The organism is Paenibacillus curdlanolyticus YK9 (genome assembly GCF_000179615.1).
GTDB lineage: Bacteria > Bacillota > Bacilli > Paenibacillales > Paenibacillaceae > Paenibacillus_T > Paenibacillus_T curdlanolyticus.
This window is the reverse complement of the sequence record NZ_AEDD01000003.1, coordinates 201,539-225,144: the sequence shown is the minus strand read 5'-3', so window position 1 is coordinate 225,144 and position 23,606 is coordinate 201,539. Positions and strand designations below refer to the sequence as shown.

Annotated in this window: 24 protein-coding genes; 19 read left to right on the top strand and 5 right to left on the bottom strand. The window is 54.3% G+C overall.

The features are described 5' to 3' along the window. Positions 1 to 113: 113 nt before the first annotated feature. Positions 114 to 1,133 carry a sporulation protein YunB gene (gene yunB, locus PAECUDRAFT_RS06820; protein WP_006037393.1) on the top strand — a complete coding sequence of 340 codons (1,020 nt, stop codon included), beginning with the start codon at positions 114 to 116 and terminating at the stop codon, positions 1,131 to 1,133. A gap of 173 nt (positions 1,134 to 1,306) precedes the next feature. On the opposite strand, the gene PAECUDRAFT_RS06815 is transcribed toward yunB, so the two are convergent. Continuing rightward, positions 1,307 to 2,425 carry a M23 family metallopeptidase gene (locus tag PAECUDRAFT_RS06815; protein ID WP_040711799.1) on the bottom strand — a complete coding sequence of 373 codons (1,119 nt, stop codon included), beginning with the start codon at positions 2,423 to 2,425 and terminating at the stop codon, positions 1,307 to 1,309. Positions 2,426 to 2,577: 152 nt separating this feature from the next. Here PAECUDRAFT_RS06815 and lipA point away from each other — a divergent pair, with 152 nt between their 5' ends. Next, complete coding sequence (gene lipA / locus PAECUDRAFT_RS06810) at positions 2,578 to 3,459, top strand: lipoyl synthase (RefSeq protein ID WP_006037391.1); 882 nt, start codon at positions 2,578 to 2,580, stop codon at positions 3,457 to 3,459. A 27-nt stretch (positions 3,460 to 3,486) separates the two neighbouring features. After that, entirely contained in the window at positions 3,487 to 4,608 is a 1,122-nt protein-coding gene (locus PAECUDRAFT_RS25200) for a YutD-like domain-containing protein (RefSeq protein ID WP_006037390.1), read from the top strand. A gap of 95 nt (positions 4,609 to 4,703) precedes the next feature. Here the strand turns inward: PAECUDRAFT_RS25200 and PAECUDRAFT_RS06800 are convergent, their stop codons facing one another. Beyond that, a complete protein-coding gene (locus PAECUDRAFT_RS06800) occupies positions 4,704 to 5,504 on the bottom strand; it encodes an NAD kinase (RefSeq protein WP_040711865.1) in 801 nt (266 codons plus the stop codon). 124 nt (positions 5,505 to 5,628) lie between these two features. After that, positions 5,629 to 6,687: a sporulation integral membrane protein YlbJ gene (gene ylbJ, locus PAECUDRAFT_RS06795; protein ID WP_006037388.1), complete on the bottom strand. Its 1,059-nt coding sequence runs from the start codon at positions 6,685 to 6,687 to the stop codon at positions 5,629 to 5,631. A gap of 528 nt (positions 6,688 to 7,215) precedes the next feature. On the opposite strand from ylbJ, the gene PAECUDRAFT_RS06790 reads away from it, so the two are divergent. Continuing rightward, a complete protein-coding gene (locus PAECUDRAFT_RS06790; protein ID WP_006037386.1) occupies positions 7,216 to 7,599 on the top strand; it encodes a globin domain-containing protein in 384 nt (127 codons plus the stop codon). 48 nt (positions 7,600 to 7,647) lie between these two features. Next, positions 7,648 to 8,328 carry a DUF2225 domain-containing protein gene (locus tag PAECUDRAFT_RS06785; RefSeq protein WP_006037385.1) on the top strand — a complete coding sequence of 227 codons (681 nt, stop codon included), beginning with the start codon at positions 7,648 to 7,650 and terminating at the stop codon, positions 8,326 to 8,328. 101 nt (positions 8,329 to 8,429) lie between these two features. Here PAECUDRAFT_RS06785 and PAECUDRAFT_RS06780 read toward each other — a convergent pair whose 3' ends face one another. After that, positions 8,430 to 8,663 carry a hypothetical protein gene (locus PAECUDRAFT_RS06780; RefSeq protein WP_006037384.1) on the bottom strand — a complete coding sequence of 78 codons (234 nt, stop codon included), beginning with the start codon at positions 8,661 to 8,663 and terminating at the stop codon, positions 8,430 to 8,432. Then, positions 8,660 to 8,833 carry a YycC family protein gene (locus PAECUDRAFT_RS25195; RefSeq protein ID WP_006037383.1) on the bottom strand — a complete coding sequence of 58 codons (174 nt, stop codon included), beginning with the start codon at positions 8,831 to 8,833 and terminating at the stop codon, positions 8,660 to 8,662. The genes PAECUDRAFT_RS06780 and PAECUDRAFT_RS25195 overlap by 4 nt, the downstream gene beginning before the upstream one ends. 187 nt (positions 8,834 to 9,020) lie before the next feature. Between PAECUDRAFT_RS25195 and PAECUDRAFT_RS06775 the strand changes: the two genes are divergently transcribed. The 14 genes from PAECUDRAFT_RS06775 to PAECUDRAFT_RS06710 all read left to right on the top strand — a co-directional run bounded on the left by PAECUDRAFT_RS06775 (position 9,021) and on the right by PAECUDRAFT_RS06710 (position 23,586). Then, on the top strand, positions 9,021 to 10,847 hold the full coding sequence (locus PAECUDRAFT_RS06775) for a M3 family oligoendopeptidase (RefSeq protein WP_006037382.1): 1,827 nt from the start codon (positions 9,021 to 9,023) through the stop codon (positions 10,845 to 10,847). Between the two features lie 274 nt (positions 10,848 to 11,121). Continuing rightward, positions 11,122 to 11,733, top strand: coding sequence for a helix-turn-helix transcriptional regulator (locus PAECUDRAFT_RS06770; protein WP_006037381.1), 612 nt, complete (start codon positions 11,122 to 11,124; stop codon positions 11,731 to 11,733). 16 nt (positions 11,734 to 11,749) lie between these two features. Next, positions 11,750 to 12,574 (top strand): pyruvate, water dikinase regulatory protein, encoded by an 825-nt coding sequence (locus PAECUDRAFT_RS06765; protein ID WP_006037380.1) that lies wholly within the window; start codon positions 11,750 to 11,752, stop codon positions 12,572 to 12,574. Between the two features lie 36 nt (positions 12,575 to 12,610). Further along, entirely contained in the window at positions 12,611 to 13,573 is a 963-nt protein-coding gene (gene glpX, locus PAECUDRAFT_RS06760) for a class II fructose-bisphosphatase (RefSeq protein ID WP_006037379.1), read from the top strand. Between the two features lie 60 nt (positions 13,574 to 13,633). Beyond that, complete coding sequence (gene ndk, locus PAECUDRAFT_RS06755; RefSeq protein WP_006037378.1) at positions 13,634 to 14,038, top strand: nucleoside-diphosphate kinase; 405 nt, start codon at positions 13,634 to 13,636, stop codon at positions 14,036 to 14,038. Between the two features lie 550 nt (positions 14,039 to 14,588). Then, positions 14,589 to 15,785, top strand: a complete 1,197-nt coding sequence (locus tag PAECUDRAFT_RS06750) for a P-loop NTPase family protein (RefSeq protein ID WP_006037377.1) — start codon at positions 14,589 to 14,591, stop codon at positions 15,783 to 15,785. Then, positions 15,785 to 17,044 carry a CpaF family protein gene (locus tag PAECUDRAFT_RS06745; RefSeq protein ID WP_040711862.1) on the top strand — a complete coding sequence of 420 codons (1,260 nt, stop codon included), beginning with the start codon at positions 15,785 to 15,787 and terminating at the stop codon, positions 17,042 to 17,044. The genes PAECUDRAFT_RS06750 and PAECUDRAFT_RS06745 overlap by 1 nt, the downstream gene beginning before the upstream one ends. Continuing rightward, the gene (locus PAECUDRAFT_RS06740; RefSeq protein ID WP_006037375.1) at positions 17,028 to 17,852 is read left to right on the top strand and encodes a type II secretion system F family protein; all 825 of its coding nucleotides are present in this window, start codon (positions 17,028 to 17,030) and stop codon (positions 17,850 to 17,852) included. Before PAECUDRAFT_RS06745 ends, PAECUDRAFT_RS06740 begins: the two co-directional genes overlap by 17 nt. 25 nt (positions 17,853 to 17,877) lie before the next feature. Continuing rightward, positions 17,878 to 18,798: a type II secretion system F family protein gene (locus PAECUDRAFT_RS06735; protein ID WP_040711798.1), complete on the top strand. Its 921-nt coding sequence runs from the start codon at positions 17,878 to 17,880 to the stop codon at positions 18,796 to 18,798. Between the two features lie 24 nt (positions 18,799 to 18,822). Beyond that, positions 18,823 to 19,032, top strand: a complete 210-nt coding sequence (locus PAECUDRAFT_RS06730; protein ID WP_006037373.1) for a Flp1 family type IVb pilin — start codon at positions 18,823 to 18,825, stop codon at positions 19,030 to 19,032. Next, positions 19,001 to 19,732 (top strand): TadE/TadG family type IV pilus assembly protein, encoded by a 732-nt coding sequence (locus PAECUDRAFT_RS06725; RefSeq protein ID WP_006037372.1) that lies wholly within the window; start codon positions 19,001 to 19,003, stop codon positions 19,730 to 19,732. The genes PAECUDRAFT_RS06730 and PAECUDRAFT_RS06725 overlap by 32 nt, the downstream gene beginning before the upstream one ends. A gap of 16 nt (positions 19,733 to 19,748) precedes the next feature. Beyond that, the gene (locus PAECUDRAFT_RS06720) at positions 19,749 to 22,100 is read left to right on the top strand and encodes a hypothetical protein (protein WP_006037371.1); all 2,352 of its coding nucleotides are present in this window, start codon (positions 19,749 to 19,751) and stop codon (positions 22,098 to 22,100) included. After that, positions 22,057 to 23,073, top strand: a complete 1,017-nt coding sequence (locus PAECUDRAFT_RS06715) for a TadE/TadG family type IV pilus assembly protein (RefSeq protein ID WP_006037370.1) — start codon at positions 22,057 to 22,059, stop codon at positions 23,071 to 23,073. The genes PAECUDRAFT_RS06720 and PAECUDRAFT_RS06715 overlap by 44 nt, the downstream gene beginning before the upstream one ends. Positions 23,074 to 23,106: 33 nt before the next feature. Further along, positions 23,107 to 23,586, top strand: coding sequence for an A24 family peptidase (locus PAECUDRAFT_RS06710; protein WP_006037369.1), 480 nt, complete (start codon positions 23,107 to 23,109; stop codon positions 23,584 to 23,586). The last annotated feature ends 20 nt before the right edge of the window (positions 23,587 to 23,606 follow it).

Here is a 23,606-nt window from a genome sequence, read left to right as displayed (position 1 = left end):
GCTTGCGTTCGTAAATTCAAATCGGACAAAACGTCTTCTGATTTGCCGAGCTCGGGCATATGCTGATACGGAATGTGACGAGTATTGCGTGTCAAGCAGAGAGGGGGAGGACAATGGCGAGATGGGGACGCCGTTGGCTATGGAGCGGCCGAATTCGAACCGTTCGATTTCAGCCAAGCGGGAGGCTGCGTCCATCGAAGCCCGTCAGACCGTATCGGAGCAAAAGCACGTTGTTCGGGGGGGCGAGCCGGCCTGCCCCAAGACCGAAGCGCTGGACCAGCGGCGGTGCAAAGCGCGTGCCGACGCTCGGAAGCGGGCGGCCAACGGGCTTTCGGATGCGCAAAAGGACGGTCGCTCTTATCCTGCTTGTATTATTCATACTGTCAGGCACCCTAACAGCATCGTATGTCGATCGGCATTTGGGCCCTCCGCTCATGAATGTAGCGATGCTGCGCGTGAAGCAAGTGGCGACGCAGGCGATAAACAAGTCGATCTCCGAGCAGGTGGCGAGCAAGTCTGACTTCGATAAGCTGGTCGATTGGAAGATGAACAAGGACGGCAAAATTTCAGGCTTTATGCTCAATTATGCGGAGCATATGCGCATTACGAGCGAGACCATCAACACGGTGCAGAAGACATTGGATGAGATCGGCGCTATCCCTGAGCATGTGCCGCTCGGGCAAGCGCTGGGCAGTACGTTTATTTCCTCATATGGACCGCGCATTCCGGTAAAATTCGAGCCTGTCGGCAGTGTGAAGGTCGATCTGAATACGCGGCAGCAGGATGCGGGCATTAATATGATTTTGGTTGAGGTATATATTCGAATTGAGGCTGAGGTTGCGATCATTATCCCGTTTGATACAAAGCCTGAGGTCGTGACGACAGATATTCCCATCTCTTACTTGCTCGTCGTCGGCGATGTGCCGATGTACTACTACGACAACAAAGGCCGTCCTGTAGGCGATTCGGCCGCAGACGCGCCTAATATTGCGCTTCCGGGCGTAGGCACGGGCAACGGAGCCCAGATAGGAGCCGATGCATCGAAGCAAGAGGGCGCCGAAGCTCCTACGGACGATTCGTCGATCAGCACTGGCGGAGGCATAGAGGAGCAGGCAGAAGACGAAGCCCAATAAGAGGTTTGATTCGCAAATGAAGCACTTGTCCAGCCGCGCTGTACAGGTGCTTTTATTTATTGCTGCGGCGGTAGGGCAATCGGAATGGCTTTCATAGCATAACAATAAGCGGTAGAGTAAGGACCTTGCAGCAAATGCAACAAGATGTTCCGTTCTACCGCCGTTTATTTGCGCTACTGTTTGGATCGACCGGCTTTTTTTGCGGCACGCAGGCGATGGCGCTCGTCGATCTCCCATTTGCGAAGCAAGGGGTACGGGTCGAACGCCCACTCAAGCAAGCCGCGGTCGCGATATACGCCATAGTGCAGATGCGGAGGGAATTTGCCGGATGTGCCAGGCTTCCCGTAACCGGAGCTTCCGACCCACCCGATAACCTGCCCCGGTGTAACGATGTCCCCGCGCTGCAGCGTCTTGTCATAACCGGACAGATGTGCGTAATAGTGATAATAATTGTTAAGGTCCCGAATGCCTAAACGCCAGCCGCCATAAGGATTCCAGCCTTTGACCTCGACGATGCCGAAGCATGTGCTTCGTGCGGGAACGCCGTGATTGGCGAAAATGTCGGTTCCCTCATGAATGCGATAGCCGCCCCAGCTTCGCCCCGTTCCCCAAGTGCTGCGGTAGGAGAAATGGCTGCTGACCGGAACAGGGAAGGAGTGCTGGAACAGATCGAGCTTCCCGAATTTTTCGTAAATCGTCGAGAATTGCACGATTCGCTGTACCGCTCGAGAGCTGTGGTAATAGTCCCATAAGCCAATAGAGAAGTCCTCTTCGGAAGGGCCGTATTTCAACAAATGCGATGCGGCGGCATAAAGCAGGTCCGTATCATTCATTCGATCCGCAAGGCCATCGCCGTCGCCATCTTTCCCTTTACCGCCGAACCACCGGATCGATTCGGGCGACGTATCGAGCTTGTTCGGATTCAGCACGCCTGTCCATTCCTCTTCAGACAGATAGATGCCGACGAACTGCCCCAGCTGAGGGCGCGCTTTTGGCCTGGCCCGTGAAATCGTTCGCTCATATTGATCGATAGCGGCGATCCGGTACCAAGGAATCGTCGTAGCTAAGCTTAGTCGGTCATACAGTTCTTTTCGCGCTTTAAAAATTTCCGCGTCCGTTAACGTCTGTGTCTCTGGCGGCTTCTCGCCATTGGCGGGAAGGGAAGCGTTAGGCTTGTCGCTCCATCGCGCATCGACTGAAATAGCTGCCGCCGCATCGACACTTGGGGCCGCTGCAGCGACTGCAGTCACCAGGGCCGCCGCGCGCAGGACGTTGCGAATGGCGTATCGCATAGTGTGAGCTGCCACCTCCAACTCGTATTTAACCTCATAATGCAGCCGGTTCAAGCCCGGTAATCCTTGTCGATATCGTTTGCAAATCATTGGTTTTTATGCGAAACGTGCTATAATGTAACGGAGAAGACCGTAGAAAGCAGGGAATCTTCATGGCAAAAAGCAAATCTCCGGAGAAAAAGCCGGAATGGCTCAAAATAAAATTAGCAACAGATTGTAATTATGCTGAAATTAAGGATATGATGCGCTCGAAAACGCTGCATACCGTATGCGAAGAAGCGCGTTGTCCTAACATATATGAATGTTGGGCGAATCGCACAGCGACATTCATGATTCTTGGAGATATTTGCACGCGTGCATGCCGCTTCTGTGCAGTTAAGACAGGGCTTCCAACGGAGCTCGATCTGGCAGAGCCAGAACGCGTGGCGGATGCTGCGGAACAGATGGGGCTTCGCCACTGCGTGGTAACCTCTGTTGCGCGCGACGACCTTGCTGACGGCGGAGCGATGATTTTCGCCGAGACGATCAAGGCGATTCGCAAGCGTTTGCCGCTGTGCAGCATAGAGGTATTGATTCCAGACTTTTTAGGAAATCCGGATTCGCTGAAGATTGTAATGGACGCAAAGCCGGACATTCTAAACCATAACATCGAGACGGTAAAACGTTTATCGAACCGCGTGCGGGCACGGGCGAAGTACGACCGCTCGATCGAGCTCCTGCGGCGGGCGAAGGAAATGCAGCCAAGCATCCCAACCAAATCAAGCATCATGCTCGGCTTGGGCGAGACTTTGGAAGAAGTGGTGCAGGCGATGGACGATTTGCGTGCAGTCGATTGCAACATTTTAACGCTTGGGCAATACCTTCAACCTTCATCGGGCCATATCGCGATTGAACGTTATGTGCACCCGGACGAGTTTAAGCAGCTAAAAGAAGAAGGCATGAAGCGCGGCTTCAGCCACGTCGAATCAGGCCCGCTTGTACGCAGCTCCTATCATGCGCATGAGCAGGTGCAGTCTGCGCAGGCAGCGACGTAGGGCGAAGGTGACCTTCTAGTAGAAGGAGTGGGGACCATTCTTATCGGCGGCAAACGTTATGAACTAATCGTAGATCATAAGAACGGCTGGAATCCGGCTGCGTTCCGAGACCGCTATAGCGACGTGCTTGAGCGGTACGATTACATTATAGGGGACTGGGGCTACAACCAACTCCGGCTTAAAGGCTTTTTCAAAGACAATCATCCCAAGGGCAGCAAAGACAGCTACATCTCGGGACTGGTTGATTACATTAATGAGTATTGCAATTTTGGATGCGCTTATTTCGTCATCCATCGTCCCGAGAATGCCGAAGGCGCGCCAGAGGGATCGACCGAGCAGGATCTGCTGACCATGCCGATCGTTTCGCCGGAGCAAGGCAGTGAAGAAGGCGCGGTCGCAATGACGGCTGACGGAGAGCCGATTATTTTGCGAGAGCATATTCGTAAGCCCCATCCATCGCGGAACAAGGAGCAGGCTGGCCGCTCGGAGCAGCCTGGCGGCAAAGATGGCGGCCGAGGCGATAAAGCGAGCGCTCCGCGCAAGGAAGGGCGAAGCGGGGGCGGCAGCCGGCCTGAGCAGCGCGAGGGCGCTGACAAGCGCGGCAGTGAGCAAACGCGAAGCGGCGAGCGTCGCGGCGGCAGTGAGCAAGCGCGAGGCGGCGAGCGCCGCGGTGGCAGTGAGCAAGCGCGAGGCGGCGAGCGCCGCAGCCAAGGCGAGCAGCAAGCGCGCGGCAGCGGAGCAGAGCGCCGCGGAGCTGGCGAGCAGCCGCGCGATGGCGGCGCGGAGCGCAGAAGCGAGCAGCGCGGCGAGAGCCGTGGAGCTGGCGAGCAGCCGCGCGGAGCGAGCGAGCGACGCAGCGGCGGCGCAGGCGAGCCCCATGCGGGCAGTGGCGAGCGACGCGGCGGCGAGCAGCAGGCGCGCGTCAATAGCGCAGAGCGACGTGGCGCAAGCGAACAGCAGCGCGAGGGCGGCGATGAGAGCAGCGGCGAGAGCCGTCGCCCGAAATTTAAGCATCGCAAAGGGCAGAAGCGGTTGCCGATGCCTCCGCGCGAACAGACAGTTGCGGCAACTTCCGAAGCCGCGCTTGGCTTAAATGAGCGGAAGCCGACTCGGGAGCAGCCGAATCGCAACAATAAAGAGAACGAATAGCGCAGGCATTGTGCGCGCACCTATAACGAAAAGCCGTCCGGGCAGACACCGGACGGCTTTTTTGAGCTTTTATTTTAATCTATGGTCAGTCGTGGCTACTGCTGGTGATCGTAACCAATAAAGGCCTCGCGCACACGATTCCAGAAGGTGAACGGGCGATAACGCGCGAAGCTAATCTTATGGTCAGAGACGGCGCAGCGAATCGCACGGATGTCATCGCGCAGTATGCTGATATGGTCGATAGCTAGCGTGATCCGCTGTTTCTTGCTGGAGATGATATCAACATGGTGATGCTTCGGCAGCAGCACGGAAGAGCCGAGCGTACGGTATACGCGGTTGTTGATCGAAGCGATCTCTGCCATCTGGATCGATTCCATCGAAGGATGGACGATTGCGCCGCCTAAGCTTTTGTTATAAGCGGTACTGCCTGAAGGCGTAGAAATGACGATGCCGTCTCCGCGGAACATTTCGAACAGCTCGTCGTTTATGTTGATTTGGGCAACGAGCGTGCCGTCGACGCCTTTGAGCGTAAATTCATTCAAAGCCGTAAAGCAGGTTTTGTCGTTCGCGGTTTCCAATTCGATCTTGGCGAGCGGATAGCTGACGATTCTCGGTTCGTTCTCTGCCATAAGCGCGACCAGTTCTTCGAGCTCATCCGCTTTCCAGTCCGCATAAAACCCAAGATGACCGGTATGCACGCCGACGAATGAGATATCGTCAATCCGCTCCACGAACTTATGGTACGCCTGAAGCAGTGTTCCGTCGCCTCCGATAGAGATTACGAAATTAGGGCGAGCGTCGTTCCGAATCATGCCGCGTTCTCCTGCAAGCAGATGGAATTTGGCTGCCAGCGAACGGGACAACTCGTCTCCCCGATCAATTACCGTATAATTCAAATGCAACTAACTCCCTCCGTACAAATCCAATTCGTTGCTATGATCATATCGAAAAAAAGGCGCCATGACAACGGTCGGCTGCAAGTCAGCTGCCGATTAGGTTGCCATAACGCGAATGGAGCATTTAATGAGGCCCTAGCCAGTCCCATAGCGCGAATACGAGCGCTACGGCTAGCAGGCTGTGCAATGCTCTGGCGAGCAGGAAAGGACGATAGCGCATGTCGGATTGACTGAGTAAACTGGCGATTTGGGCATGGACGGATAGGCCGGCCCAAGAGAGCACCCAAACAGCGATTGCTGCCTGATAAAGCAGCCCTGTGCCCGCCTCGCCAGCAGCGCGCGCGCCGAGCGTTACCTCGAACAAGCCGAAGACGACCGCATCCGTGAGCTGCTTCGGCAAGCCTATGAGGTTGAACAAGCTGTTCAACATATTGGACAGCAGATGAAGCAGCGCCGATTGATTTAACATTTCCATAATCGTAGAGAAAAAGACGACCAATCCGCCAATGACAATCATTAGCCGGATTGACGATTGGATCGCATCCTGCAGCAGCTTCCCGAACGCTCGTCCATCCTGCTCTCGCGCAGCGTGCATAGCCAGGAAGGCCGATTTCATTCGGCTTTCCATTTGTGAAGGAAGGCCAGGGGAAGGCGTACCGGGATCGCTTCGATCATGAAAGCGCATGAGAATGCCCACGATAAGGCCGCTGCAATAATGGGCTGCGGCGAGCAGCGGAGCGATTGCAACGTTATGAAAAAATCCGACGGATACAGCTCCAATCAGAAAGATTGGATCCGACGTTGTCGTAAAGGCGACGAGCCGTTCACCCTCCGCTCGGGTGACCAGCTTCTGCTCTCGCAGCTGAGCGGTGAGCTTGGCCCCGACGGGATAGCCAGATATGTAGCCCATTGCGACGACAAAGCCGCCTGCCCCAGGTAAACGAAATAGAGGGCGCATCAGCGGATCCAGCAACTTTCCAAGAAAATGGACGATGCCAAAACCGAGCATGAGCTCGGATAGGACTAAGAAGGGGAACAAGGCGGGAAAAAGCACCTCCCACCAGACGATTAAGCCTCTTGAAGAGGCATGAAGCGCTTCTGATGGAAATAGCATTAACAATATGCATAGTCCAATCGTCGCCCAAGCGACGACGGCGTCTGGCCGCAGCAAAGCTTTTAGCATCGCAGCAAGCCCCCTCCTTTGCTTCCGCATGCAGATGGACGAATGTCTGGCAATGCCTGTCCTTTCCGCTTCCTGATCCATATGCGGAAGGGCGGGAAAATATGATTAAAATATTCCAAAATTTTCTTAGAAAACGCTTGCAAAAAACAGTGTTATTCTCCACCGGATGTGTTACAATGAGGGTAATCCAGAATGCTTGGAGGGATGAATATGATGAGTATTATCGCTGGAATCCTTGTATGCGCTTTCGTCTATGTCATCCGCGAGTCCTTGTTGGCTCCCGGGGAAGAGGATTACGAAAGCTAGGACACATTTCACACTTGCCAAATGCCCGCGGCTGCGGGCATTTTTTTGTGCATTCTGGAAGATCGGCATTCCATTTCTTCGGGCGTAGCGATACGTTATAATGAAAGGGATCTTGTGAATGCATAACTCTAGATATGTAGGACTATTGCATGGCAATAGATCTTCGAAAATAGTCATAAAGAAATAATGCTAAAGAACTAAACAATTGAGTGGAGGATGACGATGAATTCTTATATGACGATATATGAAGCAGTTGGCGAGGAGCAAGGGGTGCGCCGGATCGTAGAAGCATTTTATCCGAGAGTGCAAGCAAATCCGTTGATCGGCCCGCTGTTTCCGGCGAATATCGTACCCGTGATGGAAAGGCAGATTTTATTTTTGACCCAGTTTTTTGGCGGGCCGCAGCTATATTCTGATCAATACGGCCACCCTATGATGAGGGCGAGGCATTTGCCATTCCCAATTACGCCAGAGCGAGCGCAAGCTTGGTTAGGCTGCATGAATGAGGCGCTTGAGGAAATCGGAATGCCGGTGGAGCTGCGCAGCATCGTAATCGAGCGACTAAGCGGCCCTGCGCATCATTTTGTGAATACGCCTAGCGAATAAGCTAGGAATGAATAAGCGATAGAACTTTAGTCGAGGAGACGTGAGGCTATGGAGCCGTTGTATTTAACGAAATTGAGCTGCGTATGTTGCGACACGGAATTCAGCACTTCCCGTGTTCGATCAAGCTTCAAGCGCCAATGGAGAACGGACTCCGATTTTTGCGGGCATTACAAGGATGGGATCAACCCGGAATATTACGTCGTGCGGGTGTGCCCGGAATGCGGGTATGCGTTTACGGAGAATGGAATCGCTCGTTTGTCGGACAAGCAGCGGGCGTTATATTTCGAGAAGATCGGCCGGCATTGGGATGGGCGTAATTATGGCGGGGAGCGCACTACGGCTAAAGCGTTGGAAACGTACAAGCTGGCGCTGCTGTGCGCTCAAATCGTTGGCGAGAAGGATCGCGTCATGGCTTCCATCTTGCATCATATTGCATGGCTTTATCGCGAGCAGAACAACCAAGAGCAGGAAACGCGTTTTCTGCAGCATGCGCTGGACGCTTACGTGCGCGTGTATGAGCTCGAAGGCTCGCCGCTTAACAACGCGAAGCTGATGTATTTGATTGGCGAGCTGCATCGGCGTACGGGGCGCCCGAACGATGCGATCCGCTGGTTCTCTCGCGTTGTGAATGACAAGCGCATTGTCGATGCTGCGATGATCAAGGCTTGTCGCGAGCAATGGCAGCTCATCCGTACCGAGCATGCGGGCCTTTCTGACGAAACGGCTTGATGAGGCGTACAACAGCGTAATTTATACAGCTGGTTGCAAAAAGACGACTTTCCGTTTTCGTAAAACGAAATTCCACTTACGTGAAGTCGTCTTTCTGTTTTTTATCGACGGAGGCGCGTATCCGTCAGCAAGTAGTCCGCATCGGCATCTATGACGGAAACTCGACCGTAGCAGCAAGGAAAAACGAGCAGCTTTTTCTTGCCGTCCCGAATATCCGGCAGCTCCGATGGCTTAAGCGGAATCAGAACGTTGTCGGCATGGCAGAATGGGCATTCCGATACGTATACGTCGCCCATCATAATTTCGTAAGGCCAAGCGCGATCGAACGGAATCACGACTGTGGCTCCGCCTCGTTCGTCGGTTTGGCAGATGAGGTTGCGGCAAGCTCGGCCATCTTCTGAAGCAAAATATGACGCGGCATGTGCATCAAGTGCTCGATAGGTACTTTCAATTGCTCGGACAGCTTTATGGCGGTCTCTGCCGATATTTGCAAAGGCTGTGACATAGAAATTCCTCCTGACGGTAGTGCAGACAAGCAGATGTTGTCTGCTGAAGGCGGCGAGGCGCAGCAAATTGTGCAGTCCCCGCGGCTTCGATATAATAAAGTTATATCACCGACAGCTGGGATTGCGCAAACAAAAGCGCATTCCGGAATGTGAAATAACGATTCAGTGCGAGAGGCGGGAATGCAGATGAGCGGAAATTATCCGATCACATGGGAGCTGGATTCGATTTATCCTGGAGGCTCAAGCTCCGAAGCGTTCAAAAACGAGCTGAGCGGAACGGAGCGGGACATTGCAGCGTTGATTGCATCGTTGGAAGAAGCGGCCAAAGCTGGCTCTTGTGCCGAAGCTGCCGTTAGTGAGGATGCGAAATTTCAAGCCCATGCGCTGCTGACGGCGTGGACGGAGGCGGTTCAATCGATCACGCTTCGCCTTCGCGAGGCCGATTCGTTCGTTGCATGTCTGATGTCTCAGAATATGAAGGACACGGCAGCGAACGGGCTTAACGATCGGGTCAAAACGATTAGTGCACGCATGCTGGGCGCTTTAACCAAATTCGATGCGCAGCTTGTCGCCGTGCCGGATCAAATTTGGCAGTCATGGCTTGCAGAAGGCCCGGCGGGTCCTGCGGCTTTCGCCTTAGCCGAGCGTCGTGACGCAGCGAGGGAAAAGCTGTCGCCGGCATTGGAAGAGCTTGCAGGCGATCTGGCCGTTGACGGCTATCATGGCTGGGGAGAGCTGTACAATACGATCGTTTCGCGTGCGAAGTTCCAAGTGACGGAAGCGGATGGCACCTCGCGCGTGCTGTCAGCCGGGCAAATGCATAACCGTTTGTTCGATGCGGATCGGGCCGTGCGCGAAGCGGCAATGGCGGAGTGGGAGCGAGAGTGGAGCGATCTGGGAGAGCTGATCGCTGAGCCGCTTAACCGATTGGGGGGCTTTCGGCTGAAGCTGTACGGGCATCGCAATTGGACGAATGTGCTTAAGGAGCCGCTTGCGATCAACCGCATGTCAGAAGCGACATTGAACGCGATGTGGGCAGCAGTCGAGGAAAGCAAGCCGGATCTAGTGCGATACATGGAACGTAAAGCGAAGCTGCTTGGCATACCGAAGCTGGATTGGCATGATGTCGAGGCGCCGATCAGCAGTACGACGAAGACAGTACCCTTCGATGAGGCTGCTGCGTTCATCGTGGAACGATTCCGCCAGTTCAGCCCGGATATGGCGGAATTTTCGGAGATGGCGTTCCGTGATGGGTGGATTGAAGCGGAGGATCGGGCAGGCAAACGGCCTGGCGGCTTCTGTACATCGTTCCCGAAATCGGAACAGACACGGATTTTCATGACGTATTCAGGCACGGCTTCCAACGTCTCGACGCTGGCGCATGAGCTGGGCCATGCTTATCATCAGCATGTGATGAATGATTTGCCGCCGCTTGCGCAGGATTATGCGATGAACGTAGCGGAGACGGCGTCGACGTTCGCTGAGATGCTCGTGTCGGATGCAGCCGTCAAGCTGACTGACGATGATGGCGAGAAGCTGGCGCTGCTGGAGGACAAAGTTCAGCGTGCTGTTGCGTTCTTCATGAATATTCACGCACGCTTCTTGTTTGAAACGCGTTTCTACGCAAAGCGCAAAGAGGGTCTCGTCACAGCAGAGGAGCTGTCCGAGCTGATGGAGGAGGCGCAGCGCGAAGCCTTCTCGGGGCAATTAGGCAGCGTTCATCCGAGCTTCTGGGCATCCAAGCTGCATTTTTACTTGACCGATGTGCCATTCTACAACTTCCCATACACATTCGGATTTCTGTTCAGCAGCGGGATCTACGCGCGCGCGCAGCGTGAAGGCGAAGCATTCGCGGAACGTTACGTTGCACTGCTGCGGGATACGGGCCGCATGACGGTAGAGGAGCTTGCGAAGAAGCATCTCGGCGTCGATCTGGAACAGCCGGACTTCTGGCGTGAAGCAGTAGCATTGACGAAGGCGGATATCGAGCAGTTTTTGGCGATGACCGAATAGCCCGATCCAGAAGCAAGTAATGGCATCAGGATAGGGAGCTGCATATAGTGTAAAATGATTGACGGATAAGCAAGGGTCGCTTTCGTATTGACGAGAGCGGCTCTTGCTTTTTTATGGTTCCATTTGAACGATAAGTTCAATTATGACGTCTTATTAGTTTTATTTATTACACACTATTTAAACAATATGCTATATTAATCTCATCAAATGGCAAAAAGTAGAACACTTATATCGATAGAAGGAGGAGAGTTTCATCAATCTCACAGCTAGACAGATGGAGCTGGTACAGCTTGTAAAGCAGCATGCGCCGATTACCGGCGAGCAGCTGGCGGAGATGCTGGGCGTAAGCCGCCCGACGCTGCGCTCGGATTTATCGCTGCTGGTAATGCTTGGGATGCTGGATGCCAAGCCGAAAGTCGGCTATTCCATCGGAAATGCTTATCGTACAGATCATTCAGCCATTCGCCGCTTTCACGAGCTGACGGTTGGGCAAGTTCAGGGCGTGCCCGTTAGCGTGCCGGAGACGTACTCCGTCCATGATGCCGTCGTTACGCTGTATATGGCGAATGCGGATACGCTGTTGGTCGTGAATGAGCAGCAGAAATTCGTCGGCATTGTAACCCCGAAGGATCTGCTTAAGGTGACGCTGGGAAACCCGTCCGCCGGAACGATTCCCGTCAGCATGGTGATGACCCGTTATCCAAATATCGTAACAGCAAGCCCGGAGGATGCGGTCGCGGATGCGATAAGCAAGATGCTCGCCCATCAAGTAAACTGCTTGCCTGTGGTGATACCTGATGGGAACGGAGCGCCAGGCATTGCCGGATGGATTACGAAGTCCAACATCGTTCATCTCGTCGCTGAGCTGACGACGGATACGGAATAGGAGGATAGGTTCGGTAATGAATGAGTCACAACGGCAGTCGGACAGAACGATTATCGTATGCTCGGATGCAGTAGGCGAGACCGCGGAAGCGGTAGCCAAAGCGACGCTGCGCCAGTTTACGCAAGATGGAATCCGCATTAAACGCTACGGCCATTTGCGAACCGAGGATGAGATCGCAGCGATCGTCCGCGAGTCGGCAGAAGGCGATGGCTTTATCGCTTACACGCTGGTGCAGCCCGAGCTGCGCGAAATGATGCGCGAGGAGGCTAACAAGCACGGCGTACGAGCAGTCGATGTGATGGGGCCGATGATGCAGGCTTATATCGATACGTTTGGCACGTTTCCGAAGCGCCAGCCAGGATTGCTGCATTCGATGGACGAGAACTATTTTCGCCGGATGGAGGCGATTGAATTCGCCGTTCGCTATGATGATGGGAAGGATGCGCGCGGGCTTATAGAGGCACAAATCGTCTTGGTCGGCGTCTCCCGCACATCCAAAACGCCGCTGAGCATTTTCTTATCGCACAAAGGGTATAAGGTCGCTAACCTGCCGTTGATGCCGGAGGTGAAGCCGCCTGTAGAGCTTCGCATGGAGCCAGGCAAGCTGATCGTCGGCCTGCAGATGCAGCCCGAGCGGATGCTGGATGTGCGAACGGAACGATTGAAGTCGCTGGGCCTGCCGTCGTCAGCGGCTTATGCGACGAATGAGCGCATTCAAGCCGAGCTGGCATACGCCAGTGAGCTGATGCAAGAGCTTGGCTGCCCTGTTATCGATGTCACGAATCGGGCGATTGAAGAAACCGCAGGCATCATTATCGGGATGTTGAATGAAATGAATTAAGGATGGAAACAAATAGAAATCACCGGAGGGATTCGGATGGAGAGAGAGCTTGCACTGGAACTGGTTAGGGTTACGGAGCTGGCAGCGCTTGCTGCTGCGCCTTGGATGGGACGCGGGGATAAAAATTCTGCAGATGGCGCGGCTACCGAAGCGATGCGGGCGATGTTCGATACGGTTTCGATTCGCGGCACGGTCGTGATTGGAGAAGGCGAGATGGATGAAGCGCCGATGCTGTACATTGGCGAAGAAGTCGGCAGCATGCATGGGCGTGAGGTCGATGTGGCTGTCGATCCGCTCGAAGGAACAGAGATTGTCGCGAAGGGCCTTAACAATGCGATGTCCGTTCTGGCCGTAGCTGGCAAAGGGCAGCTCCTTCACGCCCCCGATATGTATATGGAGAAGCTGGCGGTCGGCCCTGCGCTTGCAGGCAAGCTGAGCTTGAACGATTCCGTCCGAGTTACAGTAGAGAAAGCGGCGCTGGCGCTTGGCAAGCCGATTTCAGACCTGACGGTCGTAATCCTCGATCGCGAGCGCCATGCGGACAAAATTCAGGAGCTGCGCAGCACTGGCGTTCGAATCAAGTTTTTGAGCGACGGGGATGTTGCCGGGGCGATTGCGCCAGCTTTCCCGGAAGCGGGCATCGATCTGTATCTCGGATCAGGCGGAGCGCCAGAGGGCGTGTTGGCGGCAGCTGCGCTTAAGTGCCTCGGGGGCGAAATTCAAGGGAAGCTCATGCCGGATGGCGACGAGCAGTATCAGCGTTGCATCTCCATGGGCTTGGACGATCCCTATAAGCTTCTTACGGTAGATGATATGGTCGGAACGGATGATGTCATTTTCGCCGCTACGGGCGTGACGCCTGGCGAGTTTCTGGGCGGTGTTCGTTATACGGAAGGGCAGCGTGCCGAAACCCATTCGATCGTCATGCGGGCCAAGACACGGACGATTCGGTTCGTGCGATCGCTGCATTATTTGCCGAACAAGCCGCTGCTCCGTTAGAAGATAGCTAATCCCTCCTGTTGAATCAAGAATGCGCATAAGTAGAAAGGGGCAGCAAGGATGGTAGAGCGTACATTTGTAATGGTGAAGCCCGACGGCGTGGCACGGAATTTGATCGGCGTCATTATGACCCGTTTTGAGCGTAAAGGATTAAAGCTGACGAATGCCAAAATGATGCATATTGATCGCGAATTGGCGGGCTTGCATTATGTGGAACATAAGGAGAAAGCTTTCTTCGGCGAGCTGGTCGATTTCATAACGTCAGGTCCGGTGTTCGCGATGATTTGGGAAGGGCAGGACGCAGTCAAAAACGCAAGGTCGCTGATCGGCCGGACGAACCCGTCAGAAGCAGCGCCAGGGACCATTCGTGCGGATTACGCGCTGGATGTGTCCAGCAACATCGTGCATGGCTCGGATTCCATCGAAAGCGCGCAAATCGAGATTCGAAACTTCTTCGGAGAGTAAGGGCAAAAAAAGCAGCGTCTGCATTGCCGTGTGAACGGCAAGCGCAAGCGCTGCTTTTATCGTATGCAAACATAGGCGATGAACGACCAGAACGGCAAAGCCAACAATAATCCCCACAAGCAGCCCTTAGGAAATGACGAGCGTTCAGGCTCCACGGGCATCTCCTCCTACCACAATGCTTAGCTCTCTCTACTGTTTTATTAGTATAAGCCAAACGAAGAGGATTGAAACCGGGCATCGCAAGAAGATAACGGTTACATGCGGTGGTTTAGTCAACTTATGCGAATAATTGTGTTGAAATGCATGGATTTCATTGATTTGGCAAGCTTTTTGATTTCTTCGTTGGCTAGTGCCGCGTACTTCGAGATAGAATCTTTGCATCCGAAGGTTGACGAAGTTTGTTGGATATGGTAAATTGAGGTCAAATCTTGTTATATGTGAACGTGACGGAAGCACCGTCAGATTACGCCACCAGGCGTCGTCTGACGGTGCTTTTTTTTTGTCTGGTGCTCCGTTGGGGCCGCGTTCAGCATGAGGAGGGGGAGAAAGAATGGAGGAACAGCGCATTCAGCTTGCGTTCGCATCGGCGGATGCTGGCTATGTAAGGAGAGTCGTCGATTATGTGCGAGACAGCCCGTTTGCGGATCGATGGCAGTTGACAGCTTTCACGAATGGTGCGGCGCTTCGCCATTATTTGCGCGGCGGCTTTCGAGTCGATATGGTCGCAGCCGATGCGGCGATGAGAGGAGAGCTTGAGGCGGCAGGCGAGTGGCCAGCGGTGCCTGTTGCGGCATTGTGCGAGACGTTAGGCGAAAACATGCCGGTTGAAGCAAGGGCTGTTAAGCGGCTTCAGCCGCTGCCGCAATTGTTTCATGCGTTGTATGGCTTGTATGCGGAGAAAAGTGTAATTCGGCGCCCGGCTGCAGGAGCGTCGGGACCGGTCGTCGCTGCCGTATACGCAGCAAGCGGCGGGGCTGGCAAGACGACGCTTGCGGTCCATCTTGCTTATCAATCCGCTCTAAGCGGAAGCCGGACGTTCTATTTGAACCTCGAAACATGGAATGCGTCGGATGTGTGGCTTGAAGGGGGGGATAGAGGGACTGATAGCCAAACGGATGGCTTTGCGCAGCTGCTGTATACGCTGCAGAGCATGCCTGAGCAGGCGTCGTCCCGGCTTGCGGCATTTTGCCGAACGGATGCTGTGATGCGGTTTGATTATTTTGAGCCATGTCGCAACCCGGAGGAGCGAATGGCGCTGCAGCCGCAGGCTGCGGCTCAGCTCATTGAAGCGATAGCAGGCAGCGGCCTGTATGATCTCATCGTCATTGATTTGGACGGGGGAGCAGATGTTTTGCATATGGCGGTGTTCGAGCGATGCAGCCATTTGTTCTACGTGGAAGAGGGGACCATGACCTCAATCAAGAAGGCTGAATGTTTTTTACGTTATGGAAGAGAGAGATGGGGAGAGGCGTTTCAAGCGATTGAACGCAAAATGGTTTCCATCCGGCGAATGCCGGCGCCAGCTGCTGCGTCGGAAGCAGTGTCGGGTGAAGCGCTGCGGATTGCGGGTCTAATCGATGGGAGGGGACGGGGGCATCTCCCTAAGCTGCCGGAGATTCCGTTTATTGAGAGCTGGCGTACGAGGGGGGACGGGCGAATGCTGCCTTCTACGCGATATCGGAGCATGGCGGAGCGACTGCTTCAAGCAGCCGGCATCGGACCGGGAGCGAAGGAGCACGTATCGTGATCAGTGAATCGATCGTGCTGGAGCTGCGCGAGGATGTGAGACGCCGGCTGGATATGAACGGTTCCTTGTCCGACGAGTCGCTTTGGGCGGCATCCGAGCGCATCGTTTTCGAGTGGTGCAGCGGCAAGCCGATGACGGCTTCTGATAAAGCGGCGCTCGTGAGGCGCCTGTTTCATTCCTTTCGAGGGCTGGATGTGCTGCAGCCTTTAATTGATGACCCAGATGTCACGGAAATTATGATTAACGGCCCAGCGCATATTTTTATTGAGAAAAAGGGGCAATTGTCGCGATGGCCGGCAGCGTTCGAGAACGAGGAGAGGCTCCATGACCTGATTCAATCGATCGTCTCCAGCGTCAATCGAACCGTGAATGAATCATCCCCGATTGTGGATGCCCGACTGAAAGACGGCTCTCGCGTCCATGTTGTGCTGCCGCCAGTGGCGCTGCATGGCCCATCGCTTACCATTCGCAGATTTCCCGAACGGCCGCTTGATATGACGTCCATGATTCGAATGGGAGCGACCTCTGCTGCTGCAGCCGAGTTATTGGAGCAGCTAGTGAAGGCGAAGTACAACATATTCGTCAGCGGCGGCACGGGCTCGGGCAAAACGACGCTTCTCAATGCGATGTCGCGGTTCATTCCGGCAGATGAGCGGGTCGTCACGATTGAGGACTCCGCAGAGCTGCAAATCCGGACGGTTCCGAATCTCGTGTCGCTGGAAACACGTAACGCGAACACGGAAGGGAAGGGCGAGATTGCGATTCGCGAGCTCATTCGGGCTTCGCTGCGCATGCGGCCTAACCGGATTATCGTTGGAGAGGTACGGGGCGCTGAGGCGCTCGATATGCTGCAAGCGCTGAATACCGGGCATGCCGGCTCGATGTCCACGGGGCATGCCAACAGCGCGAAGGATATGCTGTCCCGACTTGAGACGATGGCGCTCGGGGCGGCAGCGCTTCCGCTAGCTGTCATTCGGCAGCAGATCGCTTCGGGAATCGATATTATCGTGCACCTTGAAAGGCTTAGGGATCGGACGCGACGGATGACGGAAATTTGCGAGGTCATTGGAATGAAAGACGGGGAGGTAGAGCTGTCTCCGCTTTATCGGTTTGTCGAGAGCGGTGAGCATGAGGGGAGAGTGCTAGGAAAGCTGATGCCTACAGGCGAGACGTTAAGAAGGAGGCAGAAGTGGGAGATGGCGGGATTAGCCCCGCTGCCGAATATCTGGGGAGGCGGGGGCGTTGAAACGGCTAACTGATCAGATGGGCCGAGCGCTAGCTTGGCTATGCTGGAGCTCAATGGCAGAGTCGACTAAGCAGCAATTAGCTGAGTATTCGGAATATCGCATGACGCCTCGTGAATTTTTATTCTCGGCGGCGGCAGGATTGATCGGTGCTTTTGTTCTGTTCTATACGTTCTATCAGTCGCTGGTTGTGGCGTTTGGATTAGTATGGCTAGGCATTTTGATTCCTCGATTTCGGAATGCGGGTTTACTGGAGAAACGGCGAGTCCGGCTGCAGCTTCAATTTAAAGAGGCGCTATACAGCGTGACGTCATCGCTTGCTGCTGGACGATCGGTTGAGAATGCGTTTATAGCCGCTGAAGCCGATTTGCAGCTGCTGTATCCGGGAGGCACTGCGGATATCGTTCGAGAGTTTGCGATGATTCGGCATCGCATGGAAAACGGAGAGACGCTAGAGAGCGGGCTGAGCCAGTTTGCAAATCGCGCGCAGCTTGAAGAGATTACGCAATTCGTCGACGTATTCTCAACGTGCAAAAGGACAGGGGGCGATCTCGTGGATGTAATCAGGCGAACGTCCCAAGTCATCGGAGAAAAGCTGGATATCCAGCAGGAGATAGCGGTAATGCTTGCGCAGAAGCGGTTCGAGTCCCGGATTTTAACCGCCGTGCCGTTCGTGTTCATCGCAGGCTTGAATCTTGCGGCGCCCGATTATACGGGACCGCTGTACAGCAGCCCGCTTGGCTATGTGCTGCTTACGCTATTGCTGCTTGGCTTCGTTGGCTGCGGGGCATTGATTCGCAAGCTGATGATGATTCGGCTTTAATTCATGCCCGTGTTAGGGGGATTTTATGATCATCTGGGCATCTATATGCGCTATTGGCAGTTTGCTGCTATGGGGAGCTGCTGCCTTGTTCGCATGGCAGAGATTGCCGAGAACAATGAAGCAGAAGGAGCTTTCAGCAATGCTGAAGGAGCTGCTGCTCGTGTGTGCGCCGCTTGAAGCAGCGAGGAGAACGGGATTGCTCGAGCGATTGCAGCTGCCGCTTGCGGGCGTTCACGTGCGATTGAGCGTGCTGCGCGGGCAAAGTTGGGGATTCGCCGATACCGAGCGTTATGCCGCACAAGCTATCGGGTTAGGATGGATGGCTTGGACATGCAGTGCGATACTCGCCGCGTTGGCGCAGGAGGGGGCGCTTCTGGCGCTCGGAGCGATGATTGGCGTCATGCTGCCGCTTGCGAAGTACCGGGAAGTTGCGCAGCAGATGGAACGCCGCAGGCAGGATATGGTGCTTGCGCTGCCTGACGTGCTTGGCAAGCTGATGCTGCTTGTGGGAGCTGGCGAGACGGTGCAGCGGGCTATCATTCGATGTGCGGATGGGCGAGAGGACGTAACGGGCAGCTCGATCAATAAGGGGAAGAAGCGCAAAAAGGCGAAGCTTGAGCATCCGCTGCATGTTGAGTGGACACGGATGATTCGATCGCTTGAGAACGGCCAATCCTTCGCACAGTCGATCGAAGCGTTTAGCCGCCGTTGTGCCGTGCAGGAGGCATCGATGTTCGCAACGGTCGTGCTCCTGCATTACCGTAAGGGCGGCGATCGATTCGTGCTCGCGCTAAAAGAATTGTCGTTTTCGTTATGGGAGAAACGGAAAGCTACCGCGCGCATGCGCGGCGAGGAGGCTTCCTCCAAGCTTGTGTTTCCGCTCGCAGGAATTTTCTTTTTACTGTTGATTGCAGTCGCAGCGCCAGCTGTATTGATGATGCCTTAACGAAATCAGAGAGGGTGGATGGAAATGAATACGATCGCGAAATGGACGAACAGCTGGAATAAACGAATGATGAAATTGTGGAAATCGGAAGAAGGCTTGGGCACGCTCGAAATCATTTTAATTATCGCAGTCATTATTATTATTGCGCTGCTGTTTAAGGATTGGATTATTGAGCTCGTTAATCGGCTGATGGGACAAGCGGATGATCAAGCGGATCAAATCTTTAATAGCTGATGATTCCGGCTCTTATACGCTGGAGGCGACCGTCGTTTTTCCAGTATTATTCGCTATCATTGCGGCTTTGTTATTATTTATGGGCTATATGTATGAAAAAGCGGTGCTATACGGCGCAGCCTCCGTCACGTCTGAGCGAACCGCCTTCTTATGGGATAACAGCAAACGGGATCGGGTGACGGGACTGGCAGAGGACGGGGCGTTCGACGGTTTGTATTGGCGGCTGGGCGAGGATCATATGCTGGACGCCCTGTTCGGGCTGGCCACTGGCGAGGCTGATAGCGGTGCTTCCGTCGTCATTGGCAGGGGGCGGGGCGGCGGGCAATCGGAGCAGGCGGGAACGGAAGATGATTCGCTTGCGGAGCGCAAGCTGGCACGGGATTCGGTTTATTTACGTGAATCAGCAGGCGGCGAGAATCGGTATAAGCGGGGGGCGTTCGACCGTCAGATTGAAACGGCTTTACGATTGCCGGTGGACATCAATTTGCTGAATCAATGGCTAGGTCGATCGGAGCCGCAGGCGCTGTCGGGTTCTGTCATTGTAGAGCCAACCGAGTTTATACGGAGCGTTGACCTGCTTCGCTACTATACAAGTAAATTTGGCAACCGTTCTAGCGCTGGCGGTGCCGCCAAACGGAAGGAAGCGGGACAAGTGATTCAACTGACAGCGAAGAAAAAGACATCGTCTACCGCGCCTTAGAAGGAGGTGCTGGACAATGATGCTGTTGAAGAAAAAGAAGCAGTCGGGGCACGAGAGTCTGTTGCGACGACTGGCCGCTCCGTTGAAGGGAGGCACCGATGGAGCCGTTACGACGTTCCTTGCCATTGTGACCGCAGGCGTCGTTTTGTTCGGGACAGTGTTGATTGATTACGCGCGAATCGTATCACTAAACGCGTTAACCGAGCATGCGGTCAGGACGTCGATCCGTTCGGTGCTTTCCGCATATGATGCTGCGTTGTATGAGCGTTATGGGTTATTTGGCAGAGGCGGTACGCCGAATACGACGATTTTTGAGCATAGCTTGCGAGGTACGCTGGAATTCAACGGGAAGGATGAACGATTTCGTCCGGTTGCGCCGCGCGTGGATCGGTTTCAGGTCGAGGATGCGGCATATCTTGGGCGTTACGATGTGCTGGAAAGGCAGATTTTTGAGGAAATGAAAATCAAGGCGCCCGTCGATTTTATGATGGAGCTCGGTTCCAAATTTGCTTCATTGTCTAAAGTTATGAAAGAATCCGCTGCTACCTCGGACGCATTAACGCGTATGGGCGAGCTGTATGATGAGCGGCAAAAGCATTTGCTTCTAGCGTTAACCGATTTGCAGGAGGCCGCAAAGCTGGCGAATGGAATGTCAGGGAGTTCAGCTAGTACCCTTGCAGCGGGCTTTGACTCGTACCGGAGCGATCAGGAGCAAGCGCAGCGACTATCTGCTTCTATAGCAGCAGCTGAGGCAGCGGCAACTGCAACAGGAGCTGATGCGACGCCGAATGCGATGGGAACGAATGCGCCAGCGGCGCCCGAAGCAAGCGGCGATCAGGCTAAACAAGCCGATATTGATAAGCTTGCTGCCTTGCAGGCGAGCATTCGCCAGCATGAGCAAAGCGTGCGAGCAGAGGCGTCTGCCTTGAGCAATGCAGCCAGCAAAGCGAAGGAGAAGGGGCAAGTTTTGAAGCAATCCGCGCTAAGCCATCTAGCAGAAGCGCGACGGCTTAACGGCGAAATCCAACTGGCCGCTCAGCAAGCAGAGGCCGCTCTGCCGCAAGGCTATGACCGCGTTTCACACGCGGGCCAATCATTGGCTGCTTCCTCTACCACTTCTGTATGGTCAGGCTCGGACGGAACGAATACGGCGCTCCAGGATATTAGAAAAACGGCTGATCAGCTCGTATATCCCGACAGCTGGTTTATAGACTTCCAGAATGAGATCAATAGGCAAGCTTCTGATCTGTCAGCCCTATCGACTGCTGCGGAGCAGTTCGCTGCCGATGCAACAGCCGCGATAGCTGGGAACTCCAGCGCGGAGGGGAGATTGCGTTCTGGCGCAAATAGCTTAAAACTTCAATATGACGCGTTTGCGGATCGATATGCGGCTCCGGGGAGCGTTCTTGAGAAACGGGAAGCGATGATTCGAGTCAATGAGGCGGCAGACGAGCAGCGCAAAAAAAACGAAAATGAAGCGAATACGTTACTCGGTCAAGCGAAGCAGCTGATTGGTACGGCTAGCGTTGGGGATGAATCTGAACTGCTCGACCTTGTGCAGCAGCGCTATCGTCGCAATTTGCAGTTTAATCAGGCTGCTGATGAAACGATTGCGTCTGAGGCACTTTGGTCCGACGTTGCTCAAGCGCAAACGGAAGCTTCTAATTCGCTAATGGGCGGGATGTTCGGAGGTATCGCAGACATGATGGAGGGTACTCGAAATGCTTTATATGTTGGGGAATATGTCGTGAATCGGCTCCGTGCCTACGCGCCAACACTAACGAACACGTCTGTTGACGGAACTCATGCAGCAGCTGCTGCAATAGGAGGACGCGTCCTCACGTTTGCTGATCAGGAAGCAGAGTATGTGTTATATGGCTTGCGTAACCCATCATCCAATGTAACGGCTGCTTATGCGGAAATATTCAGCGTTCGATTTGCGATTCGTCTCATGGAAGGGCTCATTGAATGCCGATCGCTCGGTTATCCGCTGCTCGTCTTGTCCGCCGCTGTGGTCTATGCGATGAAAAATGCATTATCCGACATGTCGGAGCTGATGGAACGAGGCGCGACCAAGCTGTCTAAATATGCGAGTATTGATCTGCATTACAAAGATTATTTGCGGCTTTTCATGCTGCTGCACGGGAACGGAAAAGCTCGGCTTTCACGCATTGCTGCGGTCGTGGAGACGAATACGGGGACGGATTTGTCTCGGACGCCAGCAGCCATATCGGGAACGGTTGATGCATCGATGAAGCTGTTGTTCCTTTCCGGCGCAATGAAGCTGCTGGGTCAATTCGGCATGCTGCAAGGGAGGGTGGCGGGTGATCGATATGAGACGACGAAGCTCGCAGGATTGTCCTATTGAGCTGATGCCATGCGACCCTCTATCGTTAGTTGATTTGGATAGGCAACGCGAAAGAAGCTTTCATCGCAAGGATGATGGCGGCATTGTTTTGGAGGCTTCTATCGTCCTGCCTTTTTTTCTACTGCTTGCTATGGCGCTCGTCATTGTTATTCGGCTCACATCTGCTCAGATTGCGTTACAGTCCGCTTCCGTGCAGACGGCAAAGCAGACCGCTGCGCACTGGCATCCCATTTCATTGGCGGCACAATCGGTAAATGCGATGCCTGTCCACCTGCCGCTAAATCAAAATCAGCAGCTCTCACGCTGGTCGGAAATAGCGGCAGAGGCAGCGAAGTGGCTGCCTGATCCAGTTGGAAAGCTTTCTTCCGCTGCATTGCGCGGCGATTGGGGGACAATCGCTGATTATGGCGCTTCTGTTGCGGGCCGAGAGGCGCTTACGCCGCTGCTGCAGCGATATTCAGATCAATCGGTGCTGCAAGCCGAAGAGGTTTCACTCCATAAAGCAGTTCTCCCGGCACTTGCAAGCAGCGGTAGCGCGTTCGTGGAGCTTGAAGCGGAATACGTCTTTCCGCTGCGGGTCCCTCTTATCAATCGTTCCATTGTGCTTCGTGAACAAGCTGTCGAACGGGCTTGGCTGCCAGATTCAGCCCCTGCGCAGTTCGGCTCTGAATCCAATACCGGTACGTTCGTCCAAATCGTTGCGCTTGAGCCGGAACCTTTGCGGCCCGGCCGAAGGGCAACGGTAACGGCAAGAACGAAGCCAAACCTGGCGCTCACCTTGTCCATCCTATATAAAAGCGGTTATAGCGAGGCTCGAAACGTCGGTACAGCCGTGTCTGACTCCGATGGTTATGTGACGTGGACATGGCTGGTATCTGGAAATACAACGCCAGGGATATGGAGCTTAAATGTCGAAGCCGCAGATGGCGCATCTGCTGGGCGCAGCTTTATCGTAGAGAAATCCCCGAAGTAAACAGACTCAGGAATCGGATAGGGGGCGGGAATTGTGTTGGAACAATTAGGTGCTTGTGTGCTTGTAGTAATTGCTTTTGCTACAGATGTAAGAAGCATGCGAATACCGAACTGGCTTACGGGGGGATCTTTTGCGGCCGCGTTGCTCGCTCATGTGCTAGCGGCTGGAGTCGGCGGGCTGCAGTTCGCTTTGGTAGGGGCAGTAGCTGGCCTTGTGCCGCTGGTTACCATGTATGCGATAAAAGGCGTAGGCGCTGGCGACGTTAAGCTATTTGCTGCACTAGGGGCGTGGCTTGGCACGTCGGATATTATCCAGTTGTTCGTCTATTCGATATTGTATGCAGGAGCGCTGGGCGTTCTAATGCTTGTCATACGCAGATTGTTGGTCGTAGGTGCAGCCATGCGCGAAAGCTGGGGAGCTGTAGTAGCTGTGAGCGGCTTATTTGCCGGAGGCACTCGTTTCCCATTTATGCTGGCAGTTGCGCCTGCCGCTGTGACCTGCTGGTTGTTTTAGTCGTATCCATTTTCGATAGA

Excerpts from the sequence above, each read along its gene's own strand:
- yunB (WP_006037393.1), top strand. The coding sequence starts at position 114 with ATGGCGAGATGGGGACGCCGTTGGCTATGGAGCGGCCGAATTCGAACC.
- PAECUDRAFT_RS06815 (WP_040711799.1), bottom strand. The coding sequence starts at position 2,425 with ATGCGATACGCCATTCGCAACGTCCTGCGCGCGGCGGCCCTGGTGACT.
- lipA (WP_006037391.1), top strand. The coding sequence starts at position 2,578 with ATGGCAAAAAGCAAATCTCCGGAGAAAAAGCCGGAATGGCTCAAAATA.
- ylbJ (WP_006037388.1), bottom strand. The coding sequence starts at position 6,687 with ATGCTAAAAGCTTTGCTGCGGCCAGACGCCGTCGTCGCTTGGGCGACG.
- PAECUDRAFT_RS06790 (WP_006037386.1), top strand. The coding sequence starts at position 7,216 with ATGAATTCTTATATGACGATATATGAAGCAGTTGGCGAGGAGCAAGGG.
- PAECUDRAFT_RS06785 (WP_006037385.1), top strand. The coding sequence starts at position 7,648 with ATGGAGCCGTTGTATTTAACGAAATTGAGCTGCGTATGTTGCGACACG.
- PAECUDRAFT_RS25195 (WP_006037383.1), bottom strand. The coding sequence starts at position 8,833 with ATGTCACAGCCTTTGCAAATATCGGCAGAGACCGCCATAAAGCTGTCC.
- PAECUDRAFT_RS06775 (WP_006037382.1), top strand. The coding sequence starts at position 9,021 with ATGAGCGGAAATTATCCGATCACATGGGAGCTGGATTCGATTTATCCT.
- PAECUDRAFT_RS06770 (WP_006037381.1), top strand. The coding sequence starts at position 11,122 with ATGGAGCTGGTACAGCTTGTAAAGCAGCATGCGCCGATTACCGGCGAG.
- PAECUDRAFT_RS06765 (WP_006037380.1), top strand. The coding sequence starts at position 11,750 with ATGAATGAGTCACAACGGCAGTCGGACAGAACGATTATCGTATGCTCG.
- glpX (WP_006037379.1), top strand. The coding sequence starts at position 12,611 with ATGGAGAGAGAGCTTGCACTGGAACTGGTTAGGGTTACGGAGCTGGCA.
- ndk (WP_006037378.1), top strand. The coding sequence starts at position 13,634 with ATGGTAGAGCGTACATTTGTAATGGTGAAGCCCGACGGCGTGGCACGG.
- PAECUDRAFT_RS06750 (WP_006037377.1), top strand. The coding sequence starts at position 14,589 with ATGGAGGAACAGCGCATTCAGCTTGCGTTCGCATCGGCGGATGCTGGC.
- PAECUDRAFT_RS06735 (WP_040711798.1), top strand. The coding sequence starts at position 17,878 with ATGATCATCTGGGCATCTATATGCGCTATTGGCAGTTTGCTGCTATGG.
- PAECUDRAFT_RS06730 (WP_006037373.1), top strand. The coding sequence starts at position 18,823 with ATGAATACGATCGCGAAATGGACGAACAGCTGGAATAAACGAATGATG.
- PAECUDRAFT_RS06725 (WP_006037372.1), top strand. The coding sequence starts at position 19,001 with ATGATCAAGCGGATCAAATCTTTAATAGCTGATGATTCCGGCTCTTAT.
- PAECUDRAFT_RS06720 (WP_006037371.1), top strand. The coding sequence starts at position 19,749 with ATGATGCTGTTGAAGAAAAAGAAGCAGTCGGGGCACGAGAGTCTGTTG.